We start from the raw sequence: 26,268 nt of genomic DNA on the forward strand, positions 1-26,268 counted from the left end.
AACCATGATCCTGAAAGACCGGGTCGCGATCGTGACCGGAGCGGGCTCCGGGATCGGTCAGGCGGGTGCGGCCATCATGGCGCGCGAAGGCGCCCATGTCGTCGTCATCGACCGCAGCCTTTCGGCCGCGGCAACCGCCGTCGAGGCAATCGCCGCCAAAGGCGGCAGCGCCGAGGCGCTCGCCATCGACGTGACGGATGACGCGGCCCTTTCTGACGGCATCGCCGATATCCTCTATCGCCACGGCCGCATCGACGTTCTGCACAACCACGCCGGCGCCCAGGTCGCGGGGGACCTGGAAGAGGTCGAGGTCGCCGGCTTCGATCGCTCCTGGAACCTCAATGTCCGCGCCCATTTCATGGCAGCGCGGCTGGTCATGCCGTCGATGCGCGCCGCCGGCCGCGGCGTCATCCTCAACACCTCCTCATCCTCGGGCGTGCTCTACGACCGCGAGATGATCGCCTACACGACCACCAAACACGCCGTCATCGCCATGACCAAACAGATGGCCGGCGACTACGCCCGCCACGGCATTCGCGTCAACGCGCTCTGCCCCGGTTGGGTCGACACCCCCTTCAACGAACCGTTCATCGCGCAAATGGGCGGCCGCGGCGCAATCGAATCCTATATCCGCGAAAAGGTGCCGCTCGGCCGCTGGGCCAGCGTCGAGGAGATCGCCGAGTCGATCCTCTTCCTCGTTTCCGACCGCTCCTCCTACATGACCGGCCAGATCCTGGTGGTGGACGGCGGCGAGACAGTGGTGTGATGGCCTGAGCCCAGAGTTCAGAGAGGAGCTGCCTCGCGCTGCTGGATCTCTGTGACGAGCACGGAGATGAGAAGCGGCGGATGAAAGGCCCGTCATTGCCCGGGAACGATACCCCGGCAAGCCCACGCAACCGCCGCAAAGGACCGCGGCCCGTCCGGCTGACCGGCTTCGTAGGCGGCGCGGATGGCTGCGTCGAGCTTTGTCCGCATCCCTGCATCCAGTGAGCCGACATACTTGCCGAGCGGCCCCTCGCCCGCGGCAATCGGTTCCCAGAAATCGGCGAAGGACTGATAGTCCATACGGATCAGGAGCGAGGTCTGCCGGACGTCCGCGAGGCCATTCGCGACGAAGCTCTCGGTCATCTCTCCCGGCCGCATCATCGGCTGGAAACAATAGCGACTGCGCACCTGCTCGGCATTTCCATCCAGCATCGCCGCCACATCGAGCACCATGCGCATGCCCGGCATGCCGCCGAAATGATCCCAAACGACGGCTGCAACGACGCCGCCCGGCCGGGTGACTCGGCGCATCTCGGCGACCGCTTTCCCCGATTCCGGCACGAAGTGCAGCACCAGCAGCGCCATCGCCCGGTCGAAGGATGCATCGGCAAAGGGCAGCGCGCAGGCGTCGGCCTGCTGGACTTTGATCCGCGGATCTGAACTCGCCCGGATCGTCGCTTCGACGAAAACAGGCGAAAAGTCGATTGCAACGATCTCGCTGACATCGGCCGCGCGCGGTAAGGCAAAGGTAAGGCTGCCCGTGCCGCAACCGACATCCAGCACCCGCTCACCGTCGGCAACACCCGCAAAGTCGATGAATGGCGGCGCAAGCTGCCGGCTCCACCGACCCATCAACTGTTCGTAGCCGGCAGCACTCTGCACATTGAAGCTCGATGTCATGATCGCCTCCGGGCAGTGAGGCGTGCATTGTAACGTGCGGCAGGCGCGACACCAAGAGACCGGCTCACCGCTCGAGCGCCGTCAGCAGCAACGGTGGGAGCAACGGTCGTCAGATCGCCTGCAAAGTCAGGAACGTTGAGGCGTCTGAAGCGGGTTGCTCGGGATTTGCTGCAACAATTCCGCCAATCGTTCCTGCCAATGTGGATTGCGCTGTCTTAGCGGCTCCAGAGCATCGCCTGACGCGTTCTCCATTTCGCTCATCAACGCACGCGATGATCGAGCCTCTGCAAGACGCCCAGCGGCCGCATAACAGCAGGCCAGCGTTTCTTGGGCCGGCCGCCATGCAGGGCGCACTTTTTGGGCCTTCACGGCAGCAGCGAGCGCGTTCGTTCCGTCGCCTGCAAACAGGTGGGCGAGCGCCAGAAAATTCAGCCAGACGAAGTTCTGCGGGTCATTGGCGTTCAACATGAGACCGTGTTCCAGTGACGCTATGGCACCGGACACGTTCCCCCTGAACAGCTCCGCCATCCCCAGGACAAGGTGGCCAAGGGCGAAACTCGGGCTGATCTCGATCGCCCTTTCGGCGGCAAGGACCGCCTGCTCGGGCGCATTCGCGTACGCGCTGCAGATCGCCAGCGCATAGTGTGTGTACGGGTTCTTTTCGTCGAGCCGAACGGCTGCCAAGGCGGCGTCCAAACCCTCTCTGATGTCATCGGAAGGAAGCTCGCTCCATCCATAGGCGACGATGCCTGCGCTCACGCGACCAAGCCAGAGATGCGCTTCGGCAAGCTCGGGATCAAGCCGACACGCCTCCCTGAATAGCTCTCGCGCCATTAGGTGGGTCTGCTGGCCAACCTGGTGAAAATACCAGGTCCCCTGCCGCACGATCTCCCACGCCGACAAATTTCCCGTGTGCCTCGCCGGCGAGGGGAATGATGCCGTCTTCAACAGTTCTGGTTCAATCGCACCTGCAACTCTCTCTGCGATGGCGTCTTGAACTGCGAATGCCTCTTCCATTTCCACGTCATACCGTTCGGCCCAGACCTGGCTGGCCGAGGTGGTCTCGACCAGTTGCGTGGAGACCCGAAGACGGCCGCCGGAGCGGCGCACGCTTCCTTCGAGCACGTAATCGACATCCAGGTCTCGGCCCACCTGCTTGGCGCTCACCGACTTGTGCTTGTAGACGAAACTTGAATTGCGCCCGATGACCCGAAACCACCGAAATCTCGTAAGCGCGGTGATCACATCTTCGGTGATGCCATCAACCAGATACGACTGTTGCTTGTCACCGCTCAGATTTGCAAACGGTAGGACCACGATCGATGGTCTGCCCGGGTTCGCGGGCGAGGCTGGCAGTGCCGGCGATGCATCAGCGGCAACCGGATGCAGGCTATTCACCCGGGCGGCAAAACGATAGCCCGCACGCGGCACGGTGGCGATCCATTCGTTCCCCTCCGGTTGAGGACCCAGCATCTTGCGCAAGGCAGCGATCTGAACCGAGAGATTGCTCTCCTCGACGACAGCCGCGGGCCAGGCTGCCTCCATCAGCGCGGACTTGCTCACGACCTGCATCGACGCTCGCACCAGCGCGTGCAGCAGCAACAAGCCCTTATGGCCAATTGCGACCCGCCGCCCTTCACGCGTCAGTGCGCTGCGCTCCATGTCGAGGATGAATGTCCCGAACGCGAAAAGTTGCGGCTCGACACTATCGGCCACGACGTCTTCGGAAGAATTCGGAACTTTTCGCCCTCCCATTCAGGACTCCAGCCGGTCTTCTTGCGATCCTTTGCGCAGGTCGACCAGACTACCACAGAGGAGACCGAAAAATGACGATTTCAGAAGAACGAACCGACGCGCGTCCAGGATTCTCGCGGAGCAAGGCCCTCGTATCCAAAGGGGACGCCGGTTACCGGGCTGAACAGGGGCCCGATTACCTGCCCGGCATCAGTGCAGAGTCGGTTGGCTCCACCGCACTGTGGCTCGGTATCGCTACGATACCGCCTGGAAAGCGCACCAAGGCGCATGTGCATGAGCGCCACGAAACTGCCTTCTACATGTTGAGCGGCGAAGAGCTGGAACTATGGAGTGGCGATGAACTCCAGCACCGGGATGTGATGCACCCAGGAGACTATCTGTACATCCCCGCCAACGTGTTGCACGTGGCCGTTAATCGAGCTGACCAACCAGCCGTATTTATCGGGGCGCGCAACGAGCCAACCGCGCAGGAGAGCGTTGTTCTTTATCCTGAAATGGATTCCAGAGTGCCGTGACAGGTGCAAAACCGCTTATGGCAAAGCCGCCGCCAGGTCCTTACACCTTCACATGCCCGATGCCCTTGGCGGCGATCTCCTCAAGGCTCTCGTCATAGCCGGCATCCGCATAGCGGATGACGCCAAGCGAGGTGTCGTTGGTGAGGGCATAGTCGAGGCGCTCGTCGGCCTCGACCGTGCCGTCGGCAACAACGGTCACGCCGCAGCTCGTCATGTAGCCGGCATAACCGCCACCACCGGAATGGACGACCACGAGATCGGCCATGGAGGAGCAGAGCAGCATGGCGTCGAGTAGCGGCCAGTCGGCGATCGCGTCCGAGCCGTCCTTCATCCGCTCGGTCATGATGTTCGGATGCGCCATGGCGCCGGCATCGAGATGGTCGCGGGAAAACGCGATCGGGCCCTTGAGTTCGCCAGATGCCACCAGTTCGTTGACGCACCGCGCCAGCGCCGTGCGTTCGCCGTGGCCGAGCCAGGCGATGCGGGCCGGCAGGCCCTCGAAGGGAATATGCTGGCGCGCCAGCCTGATCCAGTTGGTGACGATGCGGTTGTGCGGAAACATGTCGAGCAGCAGATCGTCGATCCGGGCGATGTCGCTCTCCTCGCCGGAAAGCGCCATCCAGCGGAAGGGGCCGATGGCGCGGGCAAAGAGCGGACGCAGATAGGCCTCGGTGAAGATCGGGATGTCGAAGGCATTGGCAACGCCGCCCTCGCGCGCCTGGGTACGGATGAGGTTGCCGTTGTCGAAGACTTCCGCGCCCTTCTGCTGGAAGTCGAGCATCGCCTTGACGTGCTCGACGATCGAGGCGCGGCTCGCCGCCATCAATTGCCCCTGGCCGTCGTCGCGCAGCGATTTCACCTGGTCGAGGCTCATGCCCTTCGGCACATAGCCGTAGACGAGATCATGCGCTGACGTCTGGTCGGTGACGACGTCGGGCACGATGCCACGCCGGGCGATCTCCGGATAGATCTCAGCCGCATTGCCGACGAGGCCGACGGAGAGCGCCCGCTTGTCCTTCACTGCCGCGTCGATCATCGAGAGCGCAGTATCGAGATCGGGCGCGATCTCCTGCAGATAGCCGATCTCCCGGCGCTTCTTCGCCCGCTCCGCGTCGGTATCGACACAGAGGATCGCCGCCCCCGCCATCCGGCCGGCAAGCGGCTGGGCGCCGCCCATGCCGCCAAGCCCAGCCGTCAGCACGAAACGCCCGGAGAGATCGCCGCCGAAACGGCGTTCGGCGATGCGCATGAAGATCTCGTAGGTGCCCTGGATCACGCCCTGGCTGCCGATATATTGCCAGGCGCCGGCCGTCAGCCCGCCCCAGCAGATCAACCCTTTTCGCTGCAAATCATAGAACACCTCGGCCTTCGCCCATTGGCCGACAATGTTGCAATTGGCCATGATGACGAGTGGCGCCTTGGCGTGGGTCTTCAAGAGCCCCACCGGCTTGCCGGACTGGATGACGAGCGTCTGGTCCTCGTCCATTTCGATGAGCGTCTTGACGATAGCCCGGTGCGCCGGCCAGTTGCGCGCCGCCTTGCCGAGTGCTGCATAGACGACGAGATTGTCCGGATCCTCGCCGACCGAAAGCACGTTTTCCAGGAGCCGCAGCAGCGCTTCCTGCCGCCAGCCCTTGGCGCGCAGCTCCGGTCCACCGGGGATGGGAAAACCAGGATGACGGGGATTGGCCTTGGGCATCGTCTCGTTCCTCTTTGTCTTGTCGGCGGGGTGGTTGCCCCACGCATTCATGGCGACGGGAGGTCGCTGCCTCTCGTTTATGGCGGGGGCAGATCCCTGCTCCCTTGCATTCGTGGCACGCGCAAGTCGCCGCCTCTCATGCTTGTGGCGACGGGTGGTGACGGCCCGACACGCACTGGCGAGAGCGGCCAATGAGGCTCGCCGCCGAGGCAGCGAGCCTCATTCACTTCGGCGGCAGCGTCTCGACGAACGCGATCGCCCCATCAAGCAACCGCCGGCGCAGCGCATCATCGCCATAGGCATCCGCCGCTGCGCGCACCCAGCCATGCATCGCCCGTCCGTTCATCACCATCAGCTCGATATCCGGCAACGCCAACGCCCAGCCGTCATTGCCCTTGCCGAGGCGCACGAGCAGAGAGCCCTCGCGCGCGCCAAGTAGCAGGTTGCCTTGAAGCAGATAGGCCCAGCCGCCGAACATGGCCTTTTCCGAAAGCCCGGCGCGGTCACCGAGCTCTTCGCGGATTAGTTCCTCTAGCCCTGCATCGCGCGCCATCACCCTGCTCCCGTCAGCTACGGCCGGAAAGCGCGTAGCGGGCAAGCTCGATGCCCATCGCCTTTTCGACCGATGGATAGACCGACGGGTCGAGCACGCTGGAGGACAGCGGGATGACCGTCTTCGGCACATGCAGCACGAAGATCCTCATGCCCACCTGCAGCTGGCCGACACTCAAAGGCTCGCCCTCCGGCGAGAGCGTGGTGATGACGTCGGGGAAGGTCGCAAGCCGCGTGCCTTCCGCAGAGTCAACCGCCATGTATTCGTTCATCACGTGCAATACCGTTGAGTCAGCGCCCTTCCCCAGCGTCACCGTGCCGATGTCGAAGGCTTCCTTGGTATAGACGACCGATTTGTCGGTGATCGTGCCCTCGGCGAGGATCGCGCCATTGGTCGTCTTGACGATCGCGTCGATCACTGCGCTGCCGCCCTTGGCTTCCGCCGCGATGATCGCCTCGCCGAGCGCCAGCGCCAGCGAGATGCCGCCCAGCGCCGCATTGGCTTTCACATAGGATGCCCTGACCGGATTGCGGCAGGAGGCAATGAAGCCGCCGGACATGTCGGAGGCGGTGCGCAAGACCGGCGAGACCTTGGCCGTGGCGCCGCGCACCACCAGCTCGATGTAACGATTTTCCTCGCGATTTCCCCCGACCGCCGTCTGGATCATCGGCTCGGGCGAACCGGCAAGGCCGATGGAGCCCATGTCACCGGTCGGATGCGCGCGGATGTCGCCGACCGCGTCCACCACCTTGGTGCCGAGGATCGCCGACGGCAGCCAGCCGTTCAGCGTCGAGGACTTGCCGTTCTGGCCGATGATGAGCCCCGAGAGCTTCTCGCCGAGCGCCTCCTGCAACAGCTCCACGGCCTTGACGTAATCGACCCCACGCATCTCCCAGGGCGTGGTCGAGGCCGGTGCACCGATCGCGGCGGCCGTAGCCACCCAGTCCTGTGCCTCGAGTTCGTCGATCGAGACGAGCTCGGGTTTGCCGATCGAGACCGCTGCATAGCCGAGCATACGACCATGATCCGCCCAGCCGCCGCCCCCGGCGGCATAGACGGAACCGCCCTTGACCGCTGCCTCGACATCCTTTTCCTTCAGTATCCGGCCCATCTCACACCTTCTCCTGCAATTTCTTGTCGAGTCGCTTCACCGCATCGAAGAGAACGGCCGCGCCGAGCGCGATATCGTCGTTTTCGGCCCATTCCTCCGGCGCATGCGAGCGCCCGCCGAGGCAGGGAATGAAGATCATCGCCGAACGGGTGATGCGTCCCATCCAGGCGGTGTCGTGACCGGCGCCGGAGGCCATGCGCCGATGCTTGGCGCCGATCGCATCGCAGCTTTCTTCGAGCGTTGAAAGCAGGAGCGGATCGCCCGGCGTCGGGTGGTTGTCCGAGATCACAGTGGCGGGCGGGATCGTCACGGCCGACGCCTCGGCGACACCCTGGCAAAGGGAGCCGAGCGTTGCCAGGAACCGCTCCATTTGCGGCCGCAGCTCGGCACGCGCATCGATCAGCAGCCGGACGCGAGACGGCACCACATTGGCTGCATTCGGCTCGATCGAGAATTCACCGACCGTCGCGGTGAAATGCCCGTCGCCGTGAGAAAATTCCGTCGCCAGCCGCTCGATCTCCAGCACCAGATGCGAGGCGGCAACCAGCGCATCGCGCCGGTGCCCCATCGGAGTCGTACCGGCATGGTCCGCCTGGCCCTCGACGATGATCTCGATGCGGGTGATGCCCGAGATGGCGGTAACCACCCCGACATCGAGCCGCCCAGTCTCCAGTATGGGCCCCTGTTCAATGTGCAGTTCGAGGAAGGCCTTGATGTCGGAGCGTTTCGAGCCGGAAAGCCTGGAGGGGTCACCGCCCACCTCGACGATACCCTGCCTGAGGCTCAGATCCCCTTGCGTGCGGCTGAGCCACCCATCGGGCAGCACGCCCGCCATGCCGCGGCTGCCGACGCAGGAAACGCCGAAGATCGACACTTCCTCGGCCAGGAAATCAACGATCTCCAGATCGTGGTCGAGGTCGATGCCGTTGTCGGAAAGCGCGCGCGCCACTTCGAGCGCCGCCGCCACGCCGGCGATGCCATCGAAGCGGCCGCCATCCGGCACCGTGTCGGAATGGGAGCCGAGCAGGATGGTGCCGAGCGCCGACTTTTTCCCCTTGCGCCGGCCGATCAGGTTGCCGGCGGCGTCGATGCGGGTTTCAAGCCCGGCCGCGCGAAAACGCCGGTCGAGAAAGGCCCGGCCCTCGAGGAACAGCGGCGTGAAGGCGCGGCGTGTGTAGGGCCGGTCCGGCTCGGTGATACCTGCCAGGCCGTTGATGATGCCGGCAATGCGGCTGGCATTGACGGGCAGATTGGCCGGAACTTTGTGGGCGGTCTTGCTCATCACATTTCCTAAATCTCGATGCGGGATGCGGGCGGAAAACCGCACGCACTTTTCCGCATTCCGCTTTACAGAGCCAAAGTGGCGAGCGGCCGGACAAACTGTCCCGCGCCCGGCTCGGCCAAAACCTGGCGACCATCGAAGGCAAGCCTGCCCCGCAGATAGGTCGCTGAAACCCGCCAGGGCAGTCTAATGCCATTATAGGGCGACCAGCCGACGACGTTGTGACCGCTCTCGGCCGCATCATAGACATAGGGCTCCGGCGTCATGACGATGATGTCGGCATCCTTTCCAGGTTCCAGCGCACCCTTCTGATGATCAAGACGGAAATGCCTGGCCGGGTTCAGCGTCATCAGCTCGGCTGCGCGCGTCAAGGGAATGCCGCGCTCCAGCGCGCCCTTGACGAAGAGCGGCACCATGACTTCGAGCCCCGGCACGCCAGATGCGTTCGCCAGCATGTCCGGATTGGTCTTGCGATCCTCAGACCAGCTGACGTGATCGGTAGAGACCATCGTCACCGTGCCGTCGGCCACGTGCCGCCAGAGCTTTTCCACCTCGGCGCGCGGCCGGATCGGCGGGTTGATCTTGGCCTTGCCGCCGAGACGGCGAACATCGTTTTCTTCGTCGAGCGTCAGGTAGTGGATGCAGCACTCGATCGTCGCTTTGTAGCCCTGGGCGCGATAGGCGGCGGCAATCTCATAGCCGCGCCCGAGCGAGCAGTGCACCACATGCGCCGGGCAGCCGGTGGCGGCACCCGTCTCGTAGATCTGGTTGGTGGCGAGCAGTTCCGTCAGCGGCGGACGCGACAGCCCATGGGCGCGGTAGTCGGTGATGCCAGCCGCCTTGACCTTGTCGATCGCGGCACGCACCGCCTCGTCATCCTCGTTGTGGACGCCGGCTGAAAGCCCGGTCGGCGCGATCGCCCGGAAGCAGTCTTCGAGAAGGGCTGCCGGAATGCGGGGAAAGCGCTTTGGATCGGTGCCGAAGGTCGAGAACTTGAAGGCGGCGACACCCGCCTCCACCATCTCGCCGATGCGCGCCGGTCCCTCCTCCGGGTCCACGGTGCCATAGAGCGCGAAGTCGATGCGCGCCTGCGGTCCCGCATGGTCGATCTTGCGGCGAAGGGCTTCGGCAGAGCAGACGAGATTGCCCTCGTCATAGGGCATGTCGACAATGGTGGTCACACCGCCGGCCGCCGCCGAACGGGTCGACCACAGGAAATCCTCCTGGTTCTTCTGCGACAGCGAATGGACCTGCGCGTCGACGGCTCCGGGCAGGATCAGCGCGTTGCCGAGATCATGCCACTCCCGCGCGGCGGGTGCAGCCCCTTGCCCGACATGCACCACCTTGCCGTCGCGCACCGCCACGTGGCCGCCTTCGACGATCCTTTCGGGGAGAACAACGGTGCCTTTCAGAACGAGATCGAAATCGGACATGCTGCTCTCCCAATCGGATTATTTGTCGAGCGCGAAGAAGTCATCGAATTCCGGCATCGGCGCCAGAGCGACGAAGGAGCGCAACAGGTCGTGGCAGGTGAACGCATCCTGCAGCGCCTCGATCTCCTTCGAGAGCGGCCGGTCTTTGAGATACATGGGGCTGACCGAACGGGTCTGGTCATAGGCGCGCTTGACGATCCCCTGCGGCTGGTCGCCGACGAGATCGATCGCCTGGGCCGAAAGCATCGCCTCGATCGCGGCGAGCTGGCGCAGATCGCGCACCTGGGTTTCCATGCGCTCGACGATCAGCGGCAGGAAGGTCGCCTCTTCTTCGAGACCGCCGGCAACCACGATCGACTGCGCCGAAAGCGGCACCGCGAGCGACTGCACGCGCATATAGAGTTCGACCGCAAGCTTCATCAGCGGCCCGAGCCCGGTCGCGACTTCCCCCGGCGCCACCAGATTGACCGAGAGATTGCGGCGTCCGCCGTTCGACAGCAGGATGCAGCGGTTCAAAACGTTGCGCGCCGCATGGGAAAAGGCGATCTGCGCCGCCTCGATATAGAGCGTCGTCGTCAGCGGCAGCGATGCACCGGAGGAATGGACCTGGCCGCCGATGACAACAGGGTTGTCGTCGGAGAGATAGGTCTGCTCCACCAGCCGGCCGGCGGCGACCAGCAGCGTATCGACGACCGCGCCGAAGACCTGGGCGGTCATGCGCAGGCTCAAGGGATCGTGGATCGCCGTCGGTAACGGCCAGTCGGAAATGCCGGACTGGCCATAGAGCCAGGAGCCGACCAGCGCCTCGCCGCGGGTCGAGAGCGTCGCGGCCACCCGCCACGGGTCGGCGGAGGCACCAAGCGCCTGAGACGACATGACGCCGGTGACGAGCAACACGCGGATCGCGGCCGCCGCCTCGCGCAGCACGTTTACGGCAGCGGCAAAGGAAATGGCGTTGACGCTGAGAGCCGCCAGTGCATCGCGCGGCTGCATGACGAACGGCTTGAGACCCGCCTCGGCAAGCGCCGTATCGGCCGAAACGAGGCGCCCTTGGTAATAGGCCTCGCCGACACCGGTCAGCACCGAGGCGATCTGGCCCATCAGCCCGATATCGGCGCAGCCCATGGAGCCGTGGCGGCGCACGGCCGGAATGATGTCGTGCTCGCTGAGTGCCAGAAACGCCCGGATCAGGTCCGGGCTGCAGCCGGTGTGGCCCCGCATCGCGGTGTTCACGCGGATGGCGATCGCCATGCGTACGATCGCCGGCGCAAAGAATTCGCCGGTGCCGAAATGGTGGGCTCTGACCAGCGCATTGTTGAATTCGGCGAGATCGTCGGCGGTCCAGAGCCGGTCCTTCATCGAGCCGACGCCGGTGTTGGAGCCGTAGACGGGAAGCCCCATCGCGACACGTTCGGCAACCACCTTGTGGGCGGCCGCCACCCGTTCCATGCCGCCGTCGTCGGCCACCGGTCGCGCCCTTCCCGCCCCGATATCCTCGAGCGTCGCGAAGTCCAGCGGTTTCCCGCAGAGAACGGTGGTTTTGACCTGATACAGCATGCCGATAAATATCCTTCCGCGCCGAGCGCGCTTCGGTTTCGAAACGGTGCGCGGATGCTCTGATGTCTCGCACCCGACGCTCGAAAACGCCGGGGTGCTTCATGCATGCTATGCGCTTATCGCGCATCCATGCTATATCCCAAATCCGGAACGGGTGATGCATATTTCAGAACGCACCTGGTGAAGGTGCCACGTCCGGGGTCATTGGAATGGATATGGCGACGATCGCGTTGGTCGATGCGGTGCTTCGTGAAGGTGGCGTTCGCCGCGCCGCAACTCGCTGCGGCCGGGCGCCGTCGAGCGTGAGCGCCGCGGTCAAGCGCTTCGAGCAGGCGATCTCCATGCCGCTTTTCCGTCGGGAAGAAACAGCGCTGGTGGTTACGCTCGAAGCGCGCGCGCGCGCCGTCGACGTCGAAGAGGCAACCGGCAAGATCACCGCCATCCTGGAAGGCGTCGGACGGGAGACGACCGCCCCCGTGCCGCCGATCGGCCTCGTCGCGCTCGACCGCTTCGTGCGCATCGCCCGCTCCGGCAGCATCCGTGCCACGGCAAAGGCGCTCGGCCTCGGCCAGCCGCAACTGACGCGGCAGATGGCGGATCTCGAACGCCATCTCGGCACCAGGCTGTTCGAACGCTCCCATGGCGGGGTCCTCTGTACGCCAACCGCGGAGCGGATCATTCCGCTCAGCGAGGCCCTGCTCGATATCTGGGCGCGGCTGACCCACGCCTCTGCCGACCGCTTTCGCCGCGACGTCGCCACCTGGCGGCTCGGCGCCGTCATGCCGCTTGGTCCGGAAAGCGAGATCGCCCGCATGCTGGCGGCCCTGACGGCAAACTGGCACCGCGCCCGCCCGCGCCAACCACTGTTCATTTCCAGCACCACGGCCGACGAACTGCTCGTCGGCCTTCGCAGCCGACGGTTCGATGCCGCGCTGCTCGATGTCGCCGAGATCCCGGCCGACTGTGAGGGCCGGCTGGTGTCGCAGACGCCGCTGGTGCTGGCGGGGCCAGCCTCCGCCCTTTCGGAACTGGGCGGCAACCTGCCCCGGCTGCTCGCCGCCTGCCCGATCGCGGTGCCGAGCGTCCGGAGCGGCCTTCGCCGCGAGGCCGCGCGCTTCCTCGACGACACGCTTGATGAAGCCGAACGGCGGCGCATCACCCTCGTCGAGGTCGATTCCATCCCCGTCATCATCAACCTCGTTCGCCAGCACGGCTATCTCTCGGTGCTGCCGCAATCCTCGCTCGCCCGCGTGCATCGCCCGCCAGCCATGATCCGGCTCGGCCCCGCCTATCGGCAGTCGCTGACACTCGTCTGGCCGCGCGGCGCCTTCGCCGCCGAGATCGGCGAGTTGATGATTTCGATGATGAAGATGAGCGCCGAGACGAGACCGCCGGCGGAATCAGTTCCTGATCATCGGCCGCCAAACGCCTGAAACGACTCTGAAATTCCCGCTTGAATCGATACTTGAAGCGCGCGCTCAGCTCTTCAGCTTCAGCCGCCTGCGCGTTTCGCTCGGGCTTTCACGGTAGTGCGCCCTGTAGCTGCGCGAGAAAGAAGACGACGAGTTGAAGCCGGAGATCGCGGCAATGTCGGCAAATTCCATCCGCGTCTCGATCACCTTGCGCCGCGCTGCATTGAGACGAAGCGCCAGGTAGTGCTCGTGCGGCGCAACGCCCATCGTGTCGCGAAAGAGATCTTGCAGATGCCGGGTGCTGACGCCGATGCGGCGGGCGAGCCTGGCGAGCGTCAAGGGCGCTTCCACCGTTTCCTCCATCAGCTTGACGGCGGCACCGACGCGTGGATCGAGGATGCGCATGTTGCCGATCGTCGGCATCTGCAGGAGATCGCCGCGGGTGCGCTCCTGCTCGTAGATGAAGAGGCGGGAGACTTCGAGTGCCAGCGAATAGCCATGCGCCCGGCGGATCAGCTCCAGCATCAGGTCGAGCGTCGGCAACGAGCCACCGGTCGTGATGCGCTTGCCGTCGATGACGAAGCGCTCGCGCACCATCGTCACCTGCGGGTAGGCGGCGGTGAAATCCTCGAAATCCTCCCAGTGGGTCGTCGCCTTGAAATTGTCGAGCAGGCTGGTCTCGGCAAGCAGCCAGGAGCCGGATTCGATGCCGGCCATCAGCTCGCGGTGCCGCGCGGTCTGCGAGAGCAGCATCTTTAGCTGCGAAGTGGCGCTGCGCTGCCAGTTGTAGCTCGAGAGGATGAAAAGCGGCGACGTCTCGCGCTGCGGCCGGAAGATACCGGAGACCGGAATGGGGATGCCGCTCTTCGTTTCGATCGGCGCACCGTCGGGGCTGTAGATCGTCCAGTCGTAGAGCGGGCGGCCGGCAATGCGGTTGGCGGCACGCATCGGCTCGATGACCGAGGCAACGAGGATCAGATTGGTCTCCGGCAGCACCAGGACATCGACGTGCTGCACCTGCGAAACGTTCTGATCCATGCCCAAACTTCTCCACTCTGTCGCCGATAATGTATAGAATGAAGCCGATAATGAAAAGCAGCGCGGTCTTTCTTGGCTCGTAATGGGCGCAATAAAAGGGAGACAGCAATGCCGCTCAGCATGAACCGCGAGGTATTCATCACCTGTGCCGTCACCGGCTCGGGAGACACCGTTTCAAAGTCCAGCCACGTGCCGATCACGCCGAAAAAGATCGCCGAAGCGGCGGTCGAGGCGGCCAAGGCCGGCGCTGCCGTGGTCCACTGCCACGTCCGCGATCCGGAGACCGGCGCGCCGGCCCGCAGGCTCGATCTCTACAGGGAAGTGACTGACCGTATCCGCTCTGCCGATGTCGACATGGTGCTGAACCTGACCGCCGGCATGGGCGGGGACCTGATCTTCGGCAACGTCGAAAGCCCGCTCCCGCTCAGCGAGAAAGGCACCGACATGGCCGGCGCCACCGAGCGCGTCGCCCACGTGGCCGAATGTCTGCCGGAAATCTGCACGCTCGACTGTGGCACCATGAACTTTTCGCTCGGCGACTACGTCATGACCAACACGCCGTCGATGCTGCGCGAAATGGCCCGCCAGATGACCGCCCTTGGCGTGCGTCCGGAGATCGAAGCCTTCGACACCGGCCACCTCTGGTTTGCCAAGCAGCTGGTCGAGGAAGGCCTGATCGAGGATCCGGTCTTGATCCAGCTCTGCATGGGCATTCCGTGGGGCGCGCCCGACGACCTCAACACCTTCATGGCCATGGTCAACAACGTGCCTGCCAACTGGACCTTCTCGGCCTTCTCCATCGGCCGCAACGCGCTCGCCTATCCGGCAGCAGCCATCCTTGCCGGCGGCAACGTCCGCGTCGGCCTCGAAGACAACCTCTATATCGGCAAGGGCCAGCTCGCCACCAACGGTCAGCTCGTCGAAAAGGCGGTCGGCGTCATCGAGGGCATGGGCGCCAAGATCATCGGACCGAAAGAGGTCCGCGAGAAACTGAAGCTGACGAAGCGCTGAGCAAGGACTGGACACCATGAGCTTTATCACCAAAGCAGCCTGTGTCGGCGGCGGCGTCATCGGCGGCGCCTGGGTGGCGCGCTTTGCGCTTGCCGGCATCGACGTAAATATCTTCGACCCGCATCCGGAAGCCGAGCGCATCATCGGCGAAGTCATGGCCAATGCCGAGCGCGCCTATGCCATGCTGACCATGGCGCCGTTGCCGCCGAAGGGAAAACTCACCTTCTGCAAGAGCATCGAGGAAGCGGTCGAAGGTGCTGACTGGATTCAGGAAAGCGTGCCGGAGCGGCTGGAACTGAAGCGCGGCGTGATCACCAAGATCGATGCCGCCGCAAGGCCCGATGCGCTGATCGGGTCCTCCACCTCGGGCCTTTTGCCCTCCGACCTGCAGTCCGAGATGCACCACCCCGAGCGCATGTTCGTGGCGCATCCCTACAACCCCGTCTACCTCTTGCCGCTCGTCGAGCTCGTCGGCGGCAAGAAGACGTCGAAGGCGACGATCGAGCGCGCCATGCAGGGCGTCGAGCAGATCGGCATGAAGGGCGTCGTCATCGCCAAGGAGATCGAGGCCTTCGTCGGCGACCGCCTGCTCGAGGCACTCTGGCGCGAGGCACTCTGGCTGATCCAGGACGACATCTGCGATACCGAAACGCTCGACAACGTCATGCGTTATTCCTTCGGCATGCGCTGGGCGCAAATGGGCCTGTTCGAGACCTACCGCATCGCCGGCGGCGAGGCCGGCATGCGCCACTTCCTCGCCCAGTTCGGCCCCTGCCTGAAATGGCCCTGGACGAAGTTCACCGACGTCGTCGACCTCGACGATGCGTTGGTCGAAAAGATCGGAGCCCAGTCGGACGCGCAGGCCGCCGGTCGCTCGATCCGCGAGCTCGAACGCATCCGCGACGAAAACCTCGTCGGCATCATGCATGCGCTGAAATCCGGTAACGGCGGCGAAGGCTGGGGTGCGGGCAAGCTGCTTGCCGATTTCGAGGCCAAGCTCTGGGCCAACGCCCGGAAGCCGGAAGCCGACCTCGGCGACGTCAAGCCGCTGCGCATCCTCGACACCAAGGTCAGCGCCGCCTGGGTCGATTACAACGGCCACATGACCGAGCACCGTTATCTCCAGGTCTTCGGCGACACCTCCGACGGCGTGCTGCGCCTCATCGGCGTCGACCTCGACTATGTCCGCGACGGTCACAGCTACTACACGGTCGAGACCCATATCCGGAACCTTGGCGAAGCCAAGCTCGGCGAGGCGCTCTACTCGACCTGCCAGATCCTGTCGTCGGACGAAAAGCGTCTTCACATCTTTTCGACGATCTACAACGCCGCAACCAACGAGGCCGTCGCCACCGCCGAACAGATGATGCTGCATGTCGACAGCAAGGCCGGCAAGGCGGTCGCGGCACCCGAGGCGGTGCTGAGCAAGCTCCGCGCGATCACTGAAGCCCATGCGCAACTGCCGACGCCCGTTGGTGCCGGACGCTTCGTCGGCCAGAAGCGCGCCTGACCGCAACAGCGGCGGGCCAGCAACAACAGGCAGCTTCGCCTTCCGGCGGAGCCGCAAACCGCAGCCGAAGGACGCTTGAGGAGGCGGCCATCGTTTGCGGCACCGACGTCAGCGGCGCGAAAACGAGGGGAACAACACAATGAATTTCGCACTGACCGAAGAACAGCAGATGATCGTCGATACGGTCAGGAGCTTCGTCGAAACGGAAATCTATCCGCATGAGGACGAGGTCGAGCGCACCGGCGTAGTGCCGCGCGAACTCGGTCAGGAGATCGCCCGCAAATGCAAGGAGATCGGCTTCTTCGGCTGTAATTTCCCGGAGGAAGTCGGCGGCGCCGGTCTCGATCACACCTCCTTCACCCTGGTCGAGCGCGAGCTTGGCCGCGGCTCCATGGGCCTGACCGTCTTCTTCGGTCGCCCCTCTGGCATCCTGATGGCCTGCAACGCCGAGCAGCGCGAAAAGTACCTGCTGCCGGCCGTCAAAGGTGACAAGTTCGATGCGCTTGCGATGACCGAGCCGGACGCCGGCTCGGACGTGCGCGGCATGAAGTGCTTTGCCCGCAAGGACGGCGACGACTGGATCGTCAACGGCACGAAGCATTTCATCAGCCACGCCGACATCGCCGATTTCGTCATCGTCTTCATCGCGACCGGCGAAGAGGATACGCCGCGCGGCCCGAAAAAGAAGATCACCTGCTTTCTCGTCGATCGCGGCACGCCCGGCTTCGAGATCCGCAAGGGCTACAATTCCGTGTCGCACCGCGGCTACAACAACTGTGTCCTGACCTTCGACGATTGCCGCCTGCCCTCCGCCCAGATCCTCGGCGAGGTGCACAAGGGTTTCGACGTCGCCAACGACTGGCTGTTCGCCACCCGCCTGACGGTGGCGGCGACTTCGGTCGGCCGTGCCCGTCGCGCCTTCGACTATGCGCTGAATTACGCCGCCGAACGCAAGCAGTTCGGCAAGCCGATCGGTGCCAACCAGGGCGTCTCCTTCAAGCTCGCCGACATGATCACCGAGATCGACGCCGCCGACCTCCTGACCCTTTCGGCCGCCTGGCGGCTCGATAACGGCCTGCCCTCGAACCGCGAGATTGCGTCCGCCAAGGTTTTTGCCACCGAGATGCTCGCCCGCGTCACCGACGAGGCGATCCAGATCTTCGGCGGCATGGGCCTGATGGACGACCTGCCGCTCGCCCGCTTCTGGCGCGACGCTCGCGTCGAACGCATCTGGGACGGCACGTCTGAAATCCAGCGCCACATCATCAGCCGCGACCTGCTGCGGCCTCTGGGAGCGTGATCGGCCGATGATACGCTCCCTCGACCGCCTCATCCGCCCGCGCACCATCGCCGTCTTCGGCGGCAAGGAAGCCCGGCGTGTCATCGAGCAATGCGACAAGATGGGCTTTACCGGTGAGATCTGGCCGGTGCACCCGCGCGAAGCCGAAATCCTCGGCCGCAAGTGCTATCGCTCGGTGGCAGAACTGCCAGGCGCACCGGATGCCTCCTTCGTCGGCGTCAACCGGCAGCTGACGATCGATATCATCCGCGATCTTGCGAGCCGCGGCGCCGGCGGCGCCGTCTGCTACGCCTCCGGCTTTCGCGAGGCGGCAAGCGAGCTTGACGACGGCAACGACATGCAGGAGGCGCTGGTGGCGGCTGCCGGCGACATGCCGATCGTCGGGCCGAATTGCTACGGCTTCATCAACATGCTCGATGGCGCCCTGCTCTGGCCGGACCAACACGGCATGCAACGCGTCGAAAAAGGCGTCGCGATCCTGACGCAGTCCTCCAACATCGCCTGCAACATTTCGATGCAGACGCGCGGTCTGCCGCTTGCCTATGTCATGACCGCCGGCAACCAGGCGCAGACGGGTCTGTCGGACATCGCCTGCGCCGTGCTCGAAGACCCGCGCGTCACCGCCGTCGGCCTGCATATCGAGGGTTTCGACAGCGTTGCTGCCCTCGAGCGGCTGGCGACGCGCGCGCGCGAACTCGGCAAACCGGTCGTGACGCTGAAGGTCGGCAAGTCGGAAGCGGCCCAGCTTGCGACGGTGTCGCACACCGCATCGCTTGCCGGCAACGACCGCGTCTCCTCGGCGCTTCTTGCCCGCCTCGGCATCGGCCGCGTCGACACGTTGCCGGCGCTCTTGGAAACGCTGAAGCTGCTGCATGTGGCAGGCCCACTCGAGAGCAACGACATCTCCTCGATGAGCTGCTCCGGCGGCGAGGCCTCGCTGATGGCGGATGCCGGCGAGCGCTACCGGGTCAATTACCGGCCCTTGCGCGACGAGCAGAAGAAGCCGCTGAAGGATGCGCTCGGCGAGATGGTGACGATCGCCAACCCGCTCGACTACCACACCTTCGTCTGGGGCAACCGCGAGAAGCAGACCACCGCCTTTACCGCCATGATGAAGGGCGGCTACGCGATCAACCTGCTCGTGCTCGACTTCCCGCGCCTTGACCGCTGCGACCCGGCAGACTGGGAAACCACCTGCCATGCGGTGATCGACGCGGCCCGGGCAACGGGTGCCCGCGCCGGCATCGTCGCCAGCCTTGGCGAAAACATGCCGGAAGCCACCGCCCTCTTCCTGATGAAGGCGGGTGTCGTGCCCTTCTTCGGCATCGAGGAAGCACTGGCAGCCATCGAGACGGCCGCCGAGATCGGCACCGCCTGGGCCAAGCCCGTCCCGCCCCGCCTGCACGATGGCGGTGTCGCCGCTGCCGGTGAAGCCATCACGCTCAGCGAACACGAGGCCAAGGTGGAGCTTGCTGCCGCCGGCCTGACCGTGCCGAAGGGCAAGACCGCAGCAACCGCCGAAGAAGCCGCAGACGCTGCCGAAGCGCTCGGTTTCCCGGTCGTGCTGAAAGGCCTCGGCGTCGCCCACAAGACCGAAGCGGGTGCCGTGAAGCTCAACCTTGCGAGCCGCGCGGACGTCCTTGCGGCGGCCAAGGCCATGGCCGCCGTCACCTCCGGGTACCTTGTCGAGAAGATGGTGGCGAAACCGGTCGCCGAGCTCATTATCGGCGCCATGCGCGACCCCGTCGCCGGCCCGGTTTTGACGATCGGTGCCGGCGGCATCCTCGTGGAACTGCTCGATGATTCCGCCATCCTGACGCTGCCGACGACGCCGGAAGCGATCGGGGAAGCAATCGGCGGGCTGAAGATCCGCAAGCTGCTCGACGGTTATCGCGGCGCGCCTGCTGCCGATTACGCCGCTTTAACCGCGGCTGTCGCGGCAGCGGCATCCTATGTCGTTGCAAACGCTTCGAAACTCGAAGAACTGGATATCAATCCATTGATGGTGTTGCCGAACGGTCAGGGTGCCGTTGCCGCCGACGCTCTCATTCGCCGGAGGAACTGACCCTCATGACCGGACCGATCCTCACACGCCGCGAAGGCGGTATTCTGGAAGTCACGATCGACCGGCCGAAGGCGAACGCCATCGACCTGAAAACCAGCCGGGTCATGGGCGAGATCTTCCGCGACTTCCGCGACGACGACAGCCTACGTGTCGCGATCATCACCGGCGCCGGTGAAAAATTCTTCTGTCCGGGATGGGACCTGAAGGCTGCTGCCGACGGTGACGCGGTCGATGGTGACTACGGCGTCGGCGGCTTCGGCGGCATGCAGGAACTGCGCGATCTCAACAAGCCGATCATCGCCGCGATCAACGGCATCTGCTGCGGCGGCGGCCTCGAGATCGCGCTTTCGACCGACCTGATCCTTGCCGCCGAACACGCGACCTTCGCGTTGCCCGAAATCCGCTCCGGCACCGTTGCCGATGCTGCCTCGATCAAGCTGCCGAAGCGCATCCCCTATCACATCGCCATGGACATGCTTCTGACCGGCCGCTGGCTCGACGTGCAGGAAGCCCACCGCTGGGGCTTCGTCAACGAGATCCTGCCGGCAGGCAAACTGATGGAGCGCGCCTGGGAGCTCGCCCGCCTGCTCGAAAGCGGCCCGCCGCTGGTCTATGCGGCGATCAAGGAAGTGGTCCGCGCCGCCGAGGGCGAAGCCTTCCAGACGACCATGAACAAGATCACCCAGCGGCAGTTCAAAACCGTCGATATTCTCTATTCGAGCGAAGACCAGCTGGAGGGCGCGCGCGCCTTCGCGGAGAAGCGCGACCCCGTGTGGAAGGGGCGCTGAGACCGAACGAGAGTGCGTGCGGTTTCCGCCCGCAACCCGCTTCGAAGAGCACCGCCAACCCTTGGCGGCGCAGGCAACAGAGCCGGATGGACCGGCACCGGAACGTGACGAGACGCGCGGGCAACATCGCGCGCCATTAAACACGTGTCCATAAGCCATGCTTATGGAAATAAATTGTAATTTAGGGCGTTACAACAAGAGTTCCAGCGATTACGCTTATCGATCTGAACGAAGGACGCCCGGCCAGAAGGAAGGAGAGACAAGAACCCGGAAGAAAACAAGCGGCCCTCCGGCCCAGTCCGAAGCCATCGATACAATGGCTGTACGCAGCAATCTCTACCAACCACAACGAACGGCGAATGCCGACGAGAAAAGGGAACAGGGGAATGAGCGATTACAAGGATTACCTCACACGACAGGTCATGCTCGGCAAGATGAACCGGCGCGAGTTTTTGGGCCGCGCGGCAGCAGCCGGCATTCTCGCCTCGACGGCCGGCACTTTGTTTGCCACCAGCGCTGCAGCGCAGGAGCCGAAGCGCGGCGGTCACCTGAAACTCGGTCTCGAAGGCGCTGCCGCCACCGACTCGAAGGACCCGGCCAAGGCGCTGTCGCAATTCATGTTCGTCGTCGGCCGCAACTGGGGCGACATGCTCGTCGAAAGCCACCCGACGACCGGCGCGCCGGTGCCGGCACTCGCCGAATCCTGGGAGCCCTCGACCGACGCGTCGACCTGGACCTTTACCATCCGCAAGGGCGTAAAATTCCACGACGGCAAGGAGCTGACGCTCGACGACGTCATCAAGACGCTGCAGCGCCACACCGACGAAAAGTCTGAATCCGGCGCGCTCGGCGTGATGAAGTCGATCAAGGAAATCAAGGCCGACGGCGACAAGCTGGTGCTCGTGCTGACCGAAGGCAATGCCGACCTGCCGCTGCTTCTGACCGACTATCACCTCATCATCCAGCCGGGCGGCGGCATCGACAAGCCGGACGCGATGATCGGCACCGGCCCCTTCAAGGTGACGAGCTTCGAAGCCGGCGTTCGTGCCACCTTCGAGAAGAATGCCGACGACTGGCGCACCGACCGCGGCTATGTGGACTCGGTCGAGCTGATCGCCATGAACGACGCCACGGCCCGCATCGCCGCGCTTTCCTCCGGCCAGGTGCACTACATCAACCGCGTCGATCCGAAGACGGTCAACCTTCTGAAGAAGGCGCCGACGGTCGAGATCCTGAACACGTCCGGCCGCGGCCACTACGTGTTCATCATGCATTGCAACACCGCACCCTTCGACAACAACGACCTGCGCATGGCGCTGAAATATTCGATGGACCGCGAGACCATGGTCCAGCGCATCCTCGGCGGTTACGGCAAGGTCGGCAACGACTTCCCGATCAACGACACCTACGCCCTCTTCCCCGAAGGCATCGAGCAGCGTGCCTATGATCCGGACAAGGCGGCCTTCCACTACAAGAAATCCGGCCACAGCGGTCCGGTACTGCTGCGCACCTCCGACGTCGCCTTCCCGGGTGCTGTCGATGCAGCGGTGCTCTACCAGGAAAGCGCCAAGAAGGCGGGCATCGAGATCGAGGTCAAGCGCGAGCCGGGTGACGGCTACTGGACCAACGTCTGGAACGTACAGCCCTTCTCCACCTCCTACTGGGGCGGCCGTCCGACCCAGGACCAGATGTACTCCACCGCCTATCTTTCGACCGCCGACTGGAACGACACCCGCTTCAAGCGTCCGGATTTCGACAAGATCCTGCTCGAGGCCCGCTCGGAACTCGACGAGGCCAAGCGCAAGGACATGTACCGCACCATGGCCATGATGGTGCGTGACGAAGGCGGCCTGATCCTGCCGATGTTCAACGACTTCGTGAACGCCTCCACCAAGCAGGTGAAAGGCTACGTGCACGACATCGGCAACGACATGTCGAACGGCTATGTCGCAACCCGGGTATGGCTGGACGCATGATGATGGAAAGCGGACCGCTCACTGGTCCGGTTCCGACGGATGGAACCGCGGGTGCAACACACCCGCGGTCTGCCGAACTTTCCGGAGTACCAGCAAAACCCAACCCTGCCACCAATCCCTCGAACGGTGAAATCGGCGGCACCTTCTGGCGGCGCTTCACCTTCCGCCGCCCGCTCGCGGCGCTGATCCTGCAGCGCCTCGGCTTGAGCGTCGGCCTTCTGTTCGCCGTATCGCTGATGATCTTCGGCGGCATCGAGGCGCTTCCAGGCGACTTCGCCACCACCTATCTCGGCCAGTCGGCAACGCCGCAGGCGGTCGAAAACATCCGCAAGGATCTCGGCCTCGACCGGCCCTGGACCGAACGCTACGTCTCCTGGCTCGGCGGCGCTGTCCAAGGCGATTTCGGCACCTCCTGGGCGAGCAAGAACTCGGTCGGCGAGCAGATTTCCAAGCGCCTCGGCAACTCGCTGTTCCTTGCCTTCTTCGCAGCCCTCGTCTCCGTACCGCTCGCCGTCGGCCTCGGCATGCTGGCGGTGCAGTTCCGCAACCGGCTGCCCGACAAGATCATCAACGTCGTCTCGCTCGCGGCGATCTCGCTGCCCGAGTTCTTCGTCGGCTATCTCCTGATCATGTTCTTCGCCGTCAAATACGGCGTCGCGACCTTCCCCGCGACCGTCTATGACAGCATGAGCTTCACCGAACGTCTCTCGGCGATCGCGCTTCCCGTCGCGACCCTCGTTCTCGTCGTTCTCGCCCACATGATGCGCATGACCCGCGCGGCGATCCTCAACGTCATGTCGTCGGCCTATGTCGAGACGGCGGAACTGAAGGGCCTCGGCATGTTCCGCATCATCGCGCGTCACGCCGCCCCCAATGCGGTGGCGCCGGTCATCAACGTCATTGCGCTCAACCTGGCCTATCTCGTGGTCGGCGTCGTCGTGGTCGAAGTGGTCTTCGTCTATCCGGGCATGGGCCAATATATGGTGGATGCGGTGACCGTGCGCGACATGCCGGTCGTTCAGGCCTGCGGTCTGATCTTTGCCGCCTTCTACATCTTCCTGAACATGGCGGCCGACATTCTCGCGATCATCGCCAACCCGAGACTGAGGCATCCGCGATGAACCTGAGATCCATCCCCTTCAGCGCCTGGATCGGCATCGCCGGCATCGCGATTGCGATCTTCTGCGCCCTCTTTGCGCCTGTCATCGCCCCCTTCGGTGAACGCGACGTGGTCGGCGACGTCTGGCTTCCGGCCGGCGGCGACTTCTTGCTCGGCACCGACAATCTCGGCCGCGACCTGCTGTCGCGTCTGATCTATGGCGCCCGCACCACCATCTTCGTGGCATTTGCGGCAACCGTGCTTTCCTTCTCGCTCGGCATGATCCTGAGCTTCACCGCCGCTGTTGTCGGTGGTTTCACGGACCAGCTGTTTTCCCGCTTCAACGACCTGATGATGGCGATTCCGACGCTCATTTTCGCCCTCGTCGTTCTCGCCGTCCTGCCGCAGCATCTGTGGATCCTGATCCTGGTGATGGCGGTACTCGACAGTACCCGCGTCTTCCGCATCGGCCGCGCCGTGGCGCTCGATGTCGCGGTCATGGAGTTCGTCGAGGCGGCAAGGCTGCGTGGAGAAGGTTCGCTCTGGATCATCTTCCGCGAGATCCTGCCGAACACGCTGTCGCCGCTCTTGGCCGAATTCGGCCTGCGCTTCGCCTTCTCGATCCTGTTCCTCTCCACCCTCTCCTTCCTCGGCCTCGGCATCCAGCCGCCGGCAGCCGACTGGGGCGGCATGGTCAAGGACAACAAGGACGGCATCATCTTCGGCATTTCGGCAGCGCTCATCCCCGGTGCTGCGATCGCGACGCTCGCGATCTGCGTCAACCTTGTGGTCGACTGGCTGATGAAGAGAACCTCCAGCCTCAAGGGAGGACGCGGCGATGCCTGAGATGCTCTCCGTCAAGAACTTGAAGATCGAAGCGACCAGCTACCCGCCGGGCGAACCGCCGAAGGTTGTCACCCTCGTCGAGGGCGTCTCCTTCGACGTTCAGAAGGGCAAGGTGCTCGGCCTCATCGGCGAGTCCGGCGCCGGCAAGTCGACCATCGGCCTTTCGGCGCTCGCCTATGGCCGCGGCGGCGTGCGCATCACTGGCGGCCAGGTCCTGCTCGACGGCAAGGACATTCTGACGCTCGACAAGAACGGCATCCGCTCGATCCGCGGCGCCCGCGTCTGCTACGTCGCGCAATCGGCAGCGGCCGCCTTCAATCCGGCGCATCGGCTTGGCGACCAGGTGATCGAGGCGTCGCTCCGCCACGGCATCATGAGCCGCGAGGAGGCTAAGAAGCGGGCGCTCTATCTCTTCCGCGTGCTGGGCCTGCCCAATCCGGAAACCTTTGGCGAGCGCTATCCGCACCAGGTCTCCGGCGGCCAGCTGCAGCGCGCCATGACCGCCATGGCGCTCTGCCCCAACCCGGAGCTGATCGTCTTCGACGAGCCGACGACCGCGCTCGACGTCACCACCCAGATCGACGTGCTCGCCGCGATCAAGCATGCGATCGAAGAGACGCACACGGCAGCCCTCTACATCACCCACGACCTCGCCGTCGTCGCCCAGATCTCCGACGACATCATGGTGCTGCGCCATGGCAAGACGGTGGAATACGGCTCGACGAAGCAGATCATCGAAGAGCCGCGCGAGGATTACACCCGGGCACTCGTCAGCGTCCGCCAGACGAAACGCGAGGAAGCCGCCGACCAGACCGGGACGCAGTTGAAGATCGAGCATATCAGCGCCGGCTATGCCAACGGCTTCAAGGTGCTGCATGATGTCTCGATGCATCTGCCGAAAGGCCAGACACTGGCGATCGTCGGCGAAAGCGGCTCGGGCAAGTCCACCCTTGCCCGCGTCATCACCGGGCTTTTGCCGCCGACCGAGGGGCGCATCACCTTCGAGGGCAAGGAGCTGCCGCGGGCGCTGAAAGGCCGCAGCAACGACGAGCTCCGCCGCATCCAGATGATCTACCAGATGGCCGATACGGCGATGAACCCGCGCCAGACGGTGCGAGACATCGTCGGTCGACCGCTCTCCTTCTACTTCGGCATGCACGGCCAGAAGAAGACGGAGCGGGTCAAGGAACTGCTCGACCAGATCGAAATGGGAACGCGTTTCCTCGATCGTTATCCGGCCGAACTTTCGGGCGGCCAGAAGCAGCGCGTGGCGATCGCAAGGGCGCTCGCCGCCAAACCGGAGCTGATCCTCTGCGACGAGCCCACCTCGGCACTCGATCCGCTTGTGGCCGAAGGCATCCTGAATCTGCTTCTTAAGCTTCAGGAGGAAACCGCTGTTTCCTATGTCTTTATCACCCACGACATCGCCATCGTGCGGGCGATCGCCGACAGCGTCGCGGTCATGCATCGCGGCCGCCTCGTGCGCTTCGGGCCGAAGTCGAAGGTGCTGTCGCCACCCTTCGACGACTACACGGACCTGCTGTTGAAGTCGGTTCCGGAGATGGAAATCGGCTGGCTGGAGCGGGTGCTGAAGACACGCCGCATGGAAAGCGCCGGCAACTGAAAAACGAGACGGCGGCACGATCGCGTGCC

At 64.4% G+C, this 26,268-nt stretch carries 20 protein-coding genes and 1 pseudogene; 12 read left to right on the forward strand and 9 right to left on the reverse strand.

From position 1 onward, the window contains the following. The first annotated feature begins 4 nt into the window (after nt 1–4). The gene (locus BLU15_RS04005; protein ID WP_090294336.1) at nt 5–766 is read left to right on the forward strand and encodes an SDR family NAD(P)-dependent oxidoreductase; all 762 of its coding nucleotides are present in this window, start codon (nt 5–7) and stop codon (nt 764–766) included. Between the two features lie 92 nt (nt 767–858). Here BLU15_RS04005 and BLU15_RS04010 read toward each other — a convergent pair whose 3' ends face one another. After that, nucleotides 859–1,665: a class I SAM-dependent methyltransferase gene (locus BLU15_RS04010; protein ID WP_090294337.1), complete on the reverse strand. Its 807-nt coding sequence runs from the start codon at nt 1,663–1,665 to the stop codon at nt 859–861. Between the two features lie 126 nt (nt 1,666–1,791). Beyond that, on the reverse strand, nt 1,792–3,420 hold the full coding sequence (locus tag BLU15_RS04015; protein ID WP_090294338.1) for a winged helix-turn-helix domain-containing tetratricopeptide repeat protein: 1,629 nt from the start codon (nt 3,418–3,420) through the stop codon (nt 1,792–1,794). A 71-nt stretch (nt 3,421–3,491) separates the two neighbouring features. On the opposite strand from BLU15_RS04015, the gene BLU15_RS04020 reads away from it, so the two are divergent. Next, on the forward strand, nt 3,492–3,935 hold the full coding sequence (locus tag BLU15_RS04020; protein ID WP_090294339.1) for a cupin domain-containing protein: 444 nt from the start codon (nt 3,492–3,494) through the stop codon (nt 3,933–3,935). A 40-nt stretch (nt 3,936–3,975) separates the two neighbouring features. Here BLU15_RS04020 and BLU15_RS04025 read toward each other — a convergent pair whose 3' ends face one another. The 6 genes from BLU15_RS04025 to BLU15_RS04050 all read right to left on the reverse strand — a co-directional run bounded on the left by BLU15_RS04025 (nt 3,976) and on the right by BLU15_RS04050 (nt 11,570). Beyond that, nucleotides 3,976–5,634: a urocanate hydratase gene (locus BLU15_RS04025; protein WP_090294476.1), complete on the reverse strand. Its 1,659-nt coding sequence runs from the start codon at nt 5,632–5,634 to the stop codon at nt 3,976–3,978. 223 nt (nt 5,635–5,857) lie between these two features. Continuing rightward, the gene (locus BLU15_RS04030) at nt 5,858–6,187 is read right to left on the reverse strand and encodes a TfoX/Sxy family protein (protein WP_089043411.1); all 330 of its coding nucleotides are present in this window, start codon (nt 6,185–6,187) and stop codon (nt 5,858–5,860) included. Between the two features lie 13 nt (nt 6,188–6,200). Further along, nucleotides 6,201–7,298, reverse strand: a complete 1,098-nt coding sequence (locus tag BLU15_RS04035) for a DUF917 domain-containing protein (protein WP_090294340.1) — start codon at nt 7,296–7,298, stop codon at nt 6,201–6,203. Nucleotide 7,299: 1 nt separating this feature from the next. Beyond that, nucleotides 7,300–8,580, reverse strand: a complete 1,281-nt coding sequence (locus tag BLU15_RS04040) for a Zn-dependent hydrolase (protein ID WP_090294341.1) — start codon at nt 8,578–8,580, stop codon at nt 7,300–7,302. Nucleotides 8,581–8,645: 65 nt separating this feature from the next. Continuing rightward, a complete protein-coding gene (locus tag BLU15_RS04045; protein ID WP_090294342.1) occupies nt 8,646–10,013 on the reverse strand; it encodes a dihydroorotase in 1,368 nt (455 codons plus the stop codon). An 18-nt stretch (nt 10,014–10,031) separates the two neighbouring features. Further along, nucleotides 10,032–11,570: an aromatic amino acid ammonia-lyase gene (locus BLU15_RS04050; protein ID WP_034792145.1), complete on the reverse strand. Its 1,539-nt coding sequence runs from the start codon at nt 11,568–11,570 to the stop codon at nt 10,032–10,034. Nucleotides 11,571–11,779: 209 nt separating this feature from the next. Between BLU15_RS04050 and BLU15_RS04060 the strand changes: the two genes are divergently transcribed. Then, nucleotides 11,780–13,003 carry a LysR family transcriptional regulator gene (locus BLU15_RS04060; protein WP_090294343.1) on the forward strand — a complete coding sequence of 408 codons (1,224 nt, stop codon included), beginning with the start codon at nt 11,780–11,782 and terminating at the stop codon, nt 13,001–13,003. Nucleotides 13,004–13,048: 45 nt separating this feature from the next. Here the strand turns inward: BLU15_RS04060 and BLU15_RS04065 are convergent. Beyond that, nucleotides 13,049–14,160: pseudogene (locus tag BLU15_RS04065) on the reverse strand (GlxA family transcriptional regulator). Here BLU15_RS04065 and BLU15_RS04070 point away from each other — a divergent pair. The 9 genes from BLU15_RS04070 to BLU15_RS04110 all read left to right on the forward strand — a co-directional run bounded on the left by BLU15_RS04070 (nt 14,129) and on the right by BLU15_RS04110 (nt 26,239). Next, nucleotides 14,129–15,031 (forward strand): 3-dehydrocarnitine:acetyl-CoA trimethylamine transferase BcoG, encoded by a 903-nt coding sequence (locus tag BLU15_RS04070; RefSeq protein ID WP_090294344.1) that lies wholly within the window; start codon nt 14,129–14,131, stop codon nt 15,029–15,031. The pseudogene BLU15_RS04065 and the gene BLU15_RS04070 overlap by 32 nt on opposite strands. Before the next feature lie 16 nt (nt 15,032–15,047). Then, on the forward strand, nt 15,048–16,541 hold the full coding sequence (locus tag BLU15_RS04075; RefSeq protein ID WP_090294345.1) for a carnitine 3-dehydrogenase: 1,494 nt from the start codon (nt 15,048–15,050) through the stop codon (nt 16,539–16,541). Between the two features lie 139 nt (nt 16,542–16,680). After that, the gene (locus tag BLU15_RS04080) at nt 16,681–17,841 is read left to right on the forward strand and encodes an acyl-CoA dehydrogenase family protein (protein ID WP_029742617.1); all 1,161 of its coding nucleotides are present in this window, start codon (nt 16,681–16,683) and stop codon (nt 17,839–17,841) included. A gap of 7 nt (nt 17,842–17,848) precedes the next feature. Then, a complete protein-coding gene (locus tag BLU15_RS04085) occupies nt 17,849–19,906 on the forward strand; it encodes an acetate--CoA ligase family protein (protein ID WP_090294346.1) in 2,058 nt (685 codons plus the stop codon). A 5-nt stretch (nt 19,907–19,911) separates the two neighbouring features. Further along, nucleotides 19,912–20,694, forward strand: coding sequence for a carnitinyl-CoA dehydratase (locus BLU15_RS04090; protein ID WP_029742615.1), 783 nt, complete (start codon nt 19,912–19,914; stop codon nt 20,692–20,694). A gap of 386 nt (nt 20,695–21,080) precedes the next feature. Further along, nucleotides 21,081–22,670, forward strand: a complete 1,590-nt coding sequence (locus BLU15_RS04095) for an ABC transporter substrate-binding protein (RefSeq protein WP_029742614.1) — start codon at nt 21,081–21,083, stop codon at nt 22,668–22,670. Next, nucleotides 22,655–23,791, forward strand: coding sequence for an ABC transporter permease (locus BLU15_RS04100; RefSeq protein WP_060515884.1), 1,137 nt, complete (start codon nt 22,655–22,657; stop codon nt 23,789–23,791). The genes BLU15_RS04095 and BLU15_RS04100 overlap by 16 nt, the downstream gene beginning before the upstream one ends. Continuing rightward, the gene (locus BLU15_RS04105; protein WP_029742612.1) at nt 23,788–24,615 is read left to right on the forward strand and encodes an ABC transporter permease; all 828 of its coding nucleotides are present in this window, start codon (nt 23,788–23,790) and stop codon (nt 24,613–24,615) included. Before BLU15_RS04100 ends, BLU15_RS04105 begins: the two co-directional genes overlap by 4 nt. Continuing rightward, the gene (locus BLU15_RS04110) at nt 24,608–26,239 is read left to right on the forward strand and encodes an ABC transporter ATP-binding protein (protein WP_029742611.1); all 1,632 of its coding nucleotides are present in this window, start codon (nt 24,608–24,610) and stop codon (nt 26,237–26,239) included. The genes BLU15_RS04105 and BLU15_RS04110 overlap by 8 nt, the downstream gene beginning before the upstream one ends. The last annotated feature ends 29 nt before the right edge of the window (nt 26,240–26,268 follow it).

This window comes from Ensifer sp. YR511 (assembly GCF_900103045.1).
Classification (GTDB): Bacteria; Pseudomonadota; Alphaproteobacteria; order Rhizobiales; family Rhizobiaceae; genus Ensifer; species Ensifer adhaerens.

Coding starts and splice junctions, on each gene's coding strand:
- BLU15_RS04005 (WP_090294336.1), top strand. CDS start 5: ATGATCCTGAAAGACCGGGTCGCGATCGTGACCGGAGCGGGCTCCGGG.
- BLU15_RS04010 (WP_090294337.1), bottom strand. CDS start 1,665: ATGACATCGAGCTTCAATGTGCAGAGTGCTGCCGGCTACGAACAGTTG.
- BLU15_RS04015 (WP_090294338.1), bottom strand. CDS start 3,420: ATGGGAGGGCGAAAAGTTCCGAATTCTTCCGAAGACGTCGTGGCCGAT.
- BLU15_RS04020 (WP_090294339.1), top strand. CDS start 3,492: ATGACGATTTCAGAAGAACGAACCGACGCGCGTCCAGGATTCTCGCGG.
- BLU15_RS04025 (WP_090294476.1), bottom strand. CDS start 5,634: ATGCCCAAGGCCAATCCCCGTCATCCTGGTTTTCCCATCCCCGGTGGA.
- BLU15_RS04030 (WP_089043411.1), bottom strand. CDS start 6,187: ATGGCGCGCGATGCAGGGCTAGAGGAACTAATCCGCGAAGAGCTCGGT.
- BLU15_RS04035 (WP_090294340.1), bottom strand. CDS start 7,298: ATGGGCCGGATACTGAAGGAAAAGGATGTCGAGGCAGCGGTCAAGGGC.
- BLU15_RS04040 (WP_090294341.1), bottom strand. CDS start 8,580: ATGAGCAAGACCGCCCACAAAGTTCCGGCCAATCTGCCCGTCAATGCC.
- BLU15_RS04045 (WP_090294342.1), bottom strand. CDS start 10,013: ATGTCCGATTTCGATCTCGTTCTGAAAGGCACCGTTGTTCTCCCCGAA.
- BLU15_RS04050 (WP_034792145.1), bottom strand. CDS start 11,570: ATGCTGTATCAGGTCAAAACCACCGTTCTCTGCGGGAAACCGCTGGAC.
- BLU15_RS04060 (WP_090294343.1), top strand. CDS start 11,780: ATGGATATGGCGACGATCGCGTTGGTCGATGCGGTGCTTCGTGAAGGT.
- BLU15_RS04070 (WP_090294344.1), top strand. CDS start 14,129: ATGCCGCTCAGCATGAACCGCGAGGTATTCATCACCTGTGCCGTCACC.
- BLU15_RS04075 (WP_090294345.1), top strand. CDS start 15,048: ATGAGCTTTATCACCAAAGCAGCCTGTGTCGGCGGCGGCGTCATCGGC.
- BLU15_RS04080 (WP_029742617.1), top strand. CDS start 16,681: ATGAATTTCGCACTGACCGAAGAACAGCAGATGATCGTCGATACGGTC.
- BLU15_RS04085 (WP_090294346.1), top strand. CDS start 17,849: ATGATACGCTCCCTCGACCGCCTCATCCGCCCGCGCACCATCGCCGTC.
- BLU15_RS04090 (WP_029742615.1), top strand. CDS start 19,912: ATGACCGGACCGATCCTCACACGCCGCGAAGGCGGTATTCTGGAAGTC.
- BLU15_RS04095 (WP_029742614.1), top strand. CDS start 21,081: ATGAGCGATTACAAGGATTACCTCACACGACAGGTCATGCTCGGCAAG.
- BLU15_RS04100 (WP_060515884.1), top strand. CDS start 22,655: ATGGCTGGACGCATGATGATGGAAAGCGGACCGCTCACTGGTCCGGTT.
- BLU15_RS04105 (WP_029742612.1), top strand. CDS start 23,788: ATGAACCTGAGATCCATCCCCTTCAGCGCCTGGATCGGCATCGCCGGC.
- BLU15_RS04110 (WP_029742611.1), top strand. CDS start 24,608: ATGCCTGAGATGCTCTCCGTCAAGAACTTGAAGATCGAAGCGACCAGC.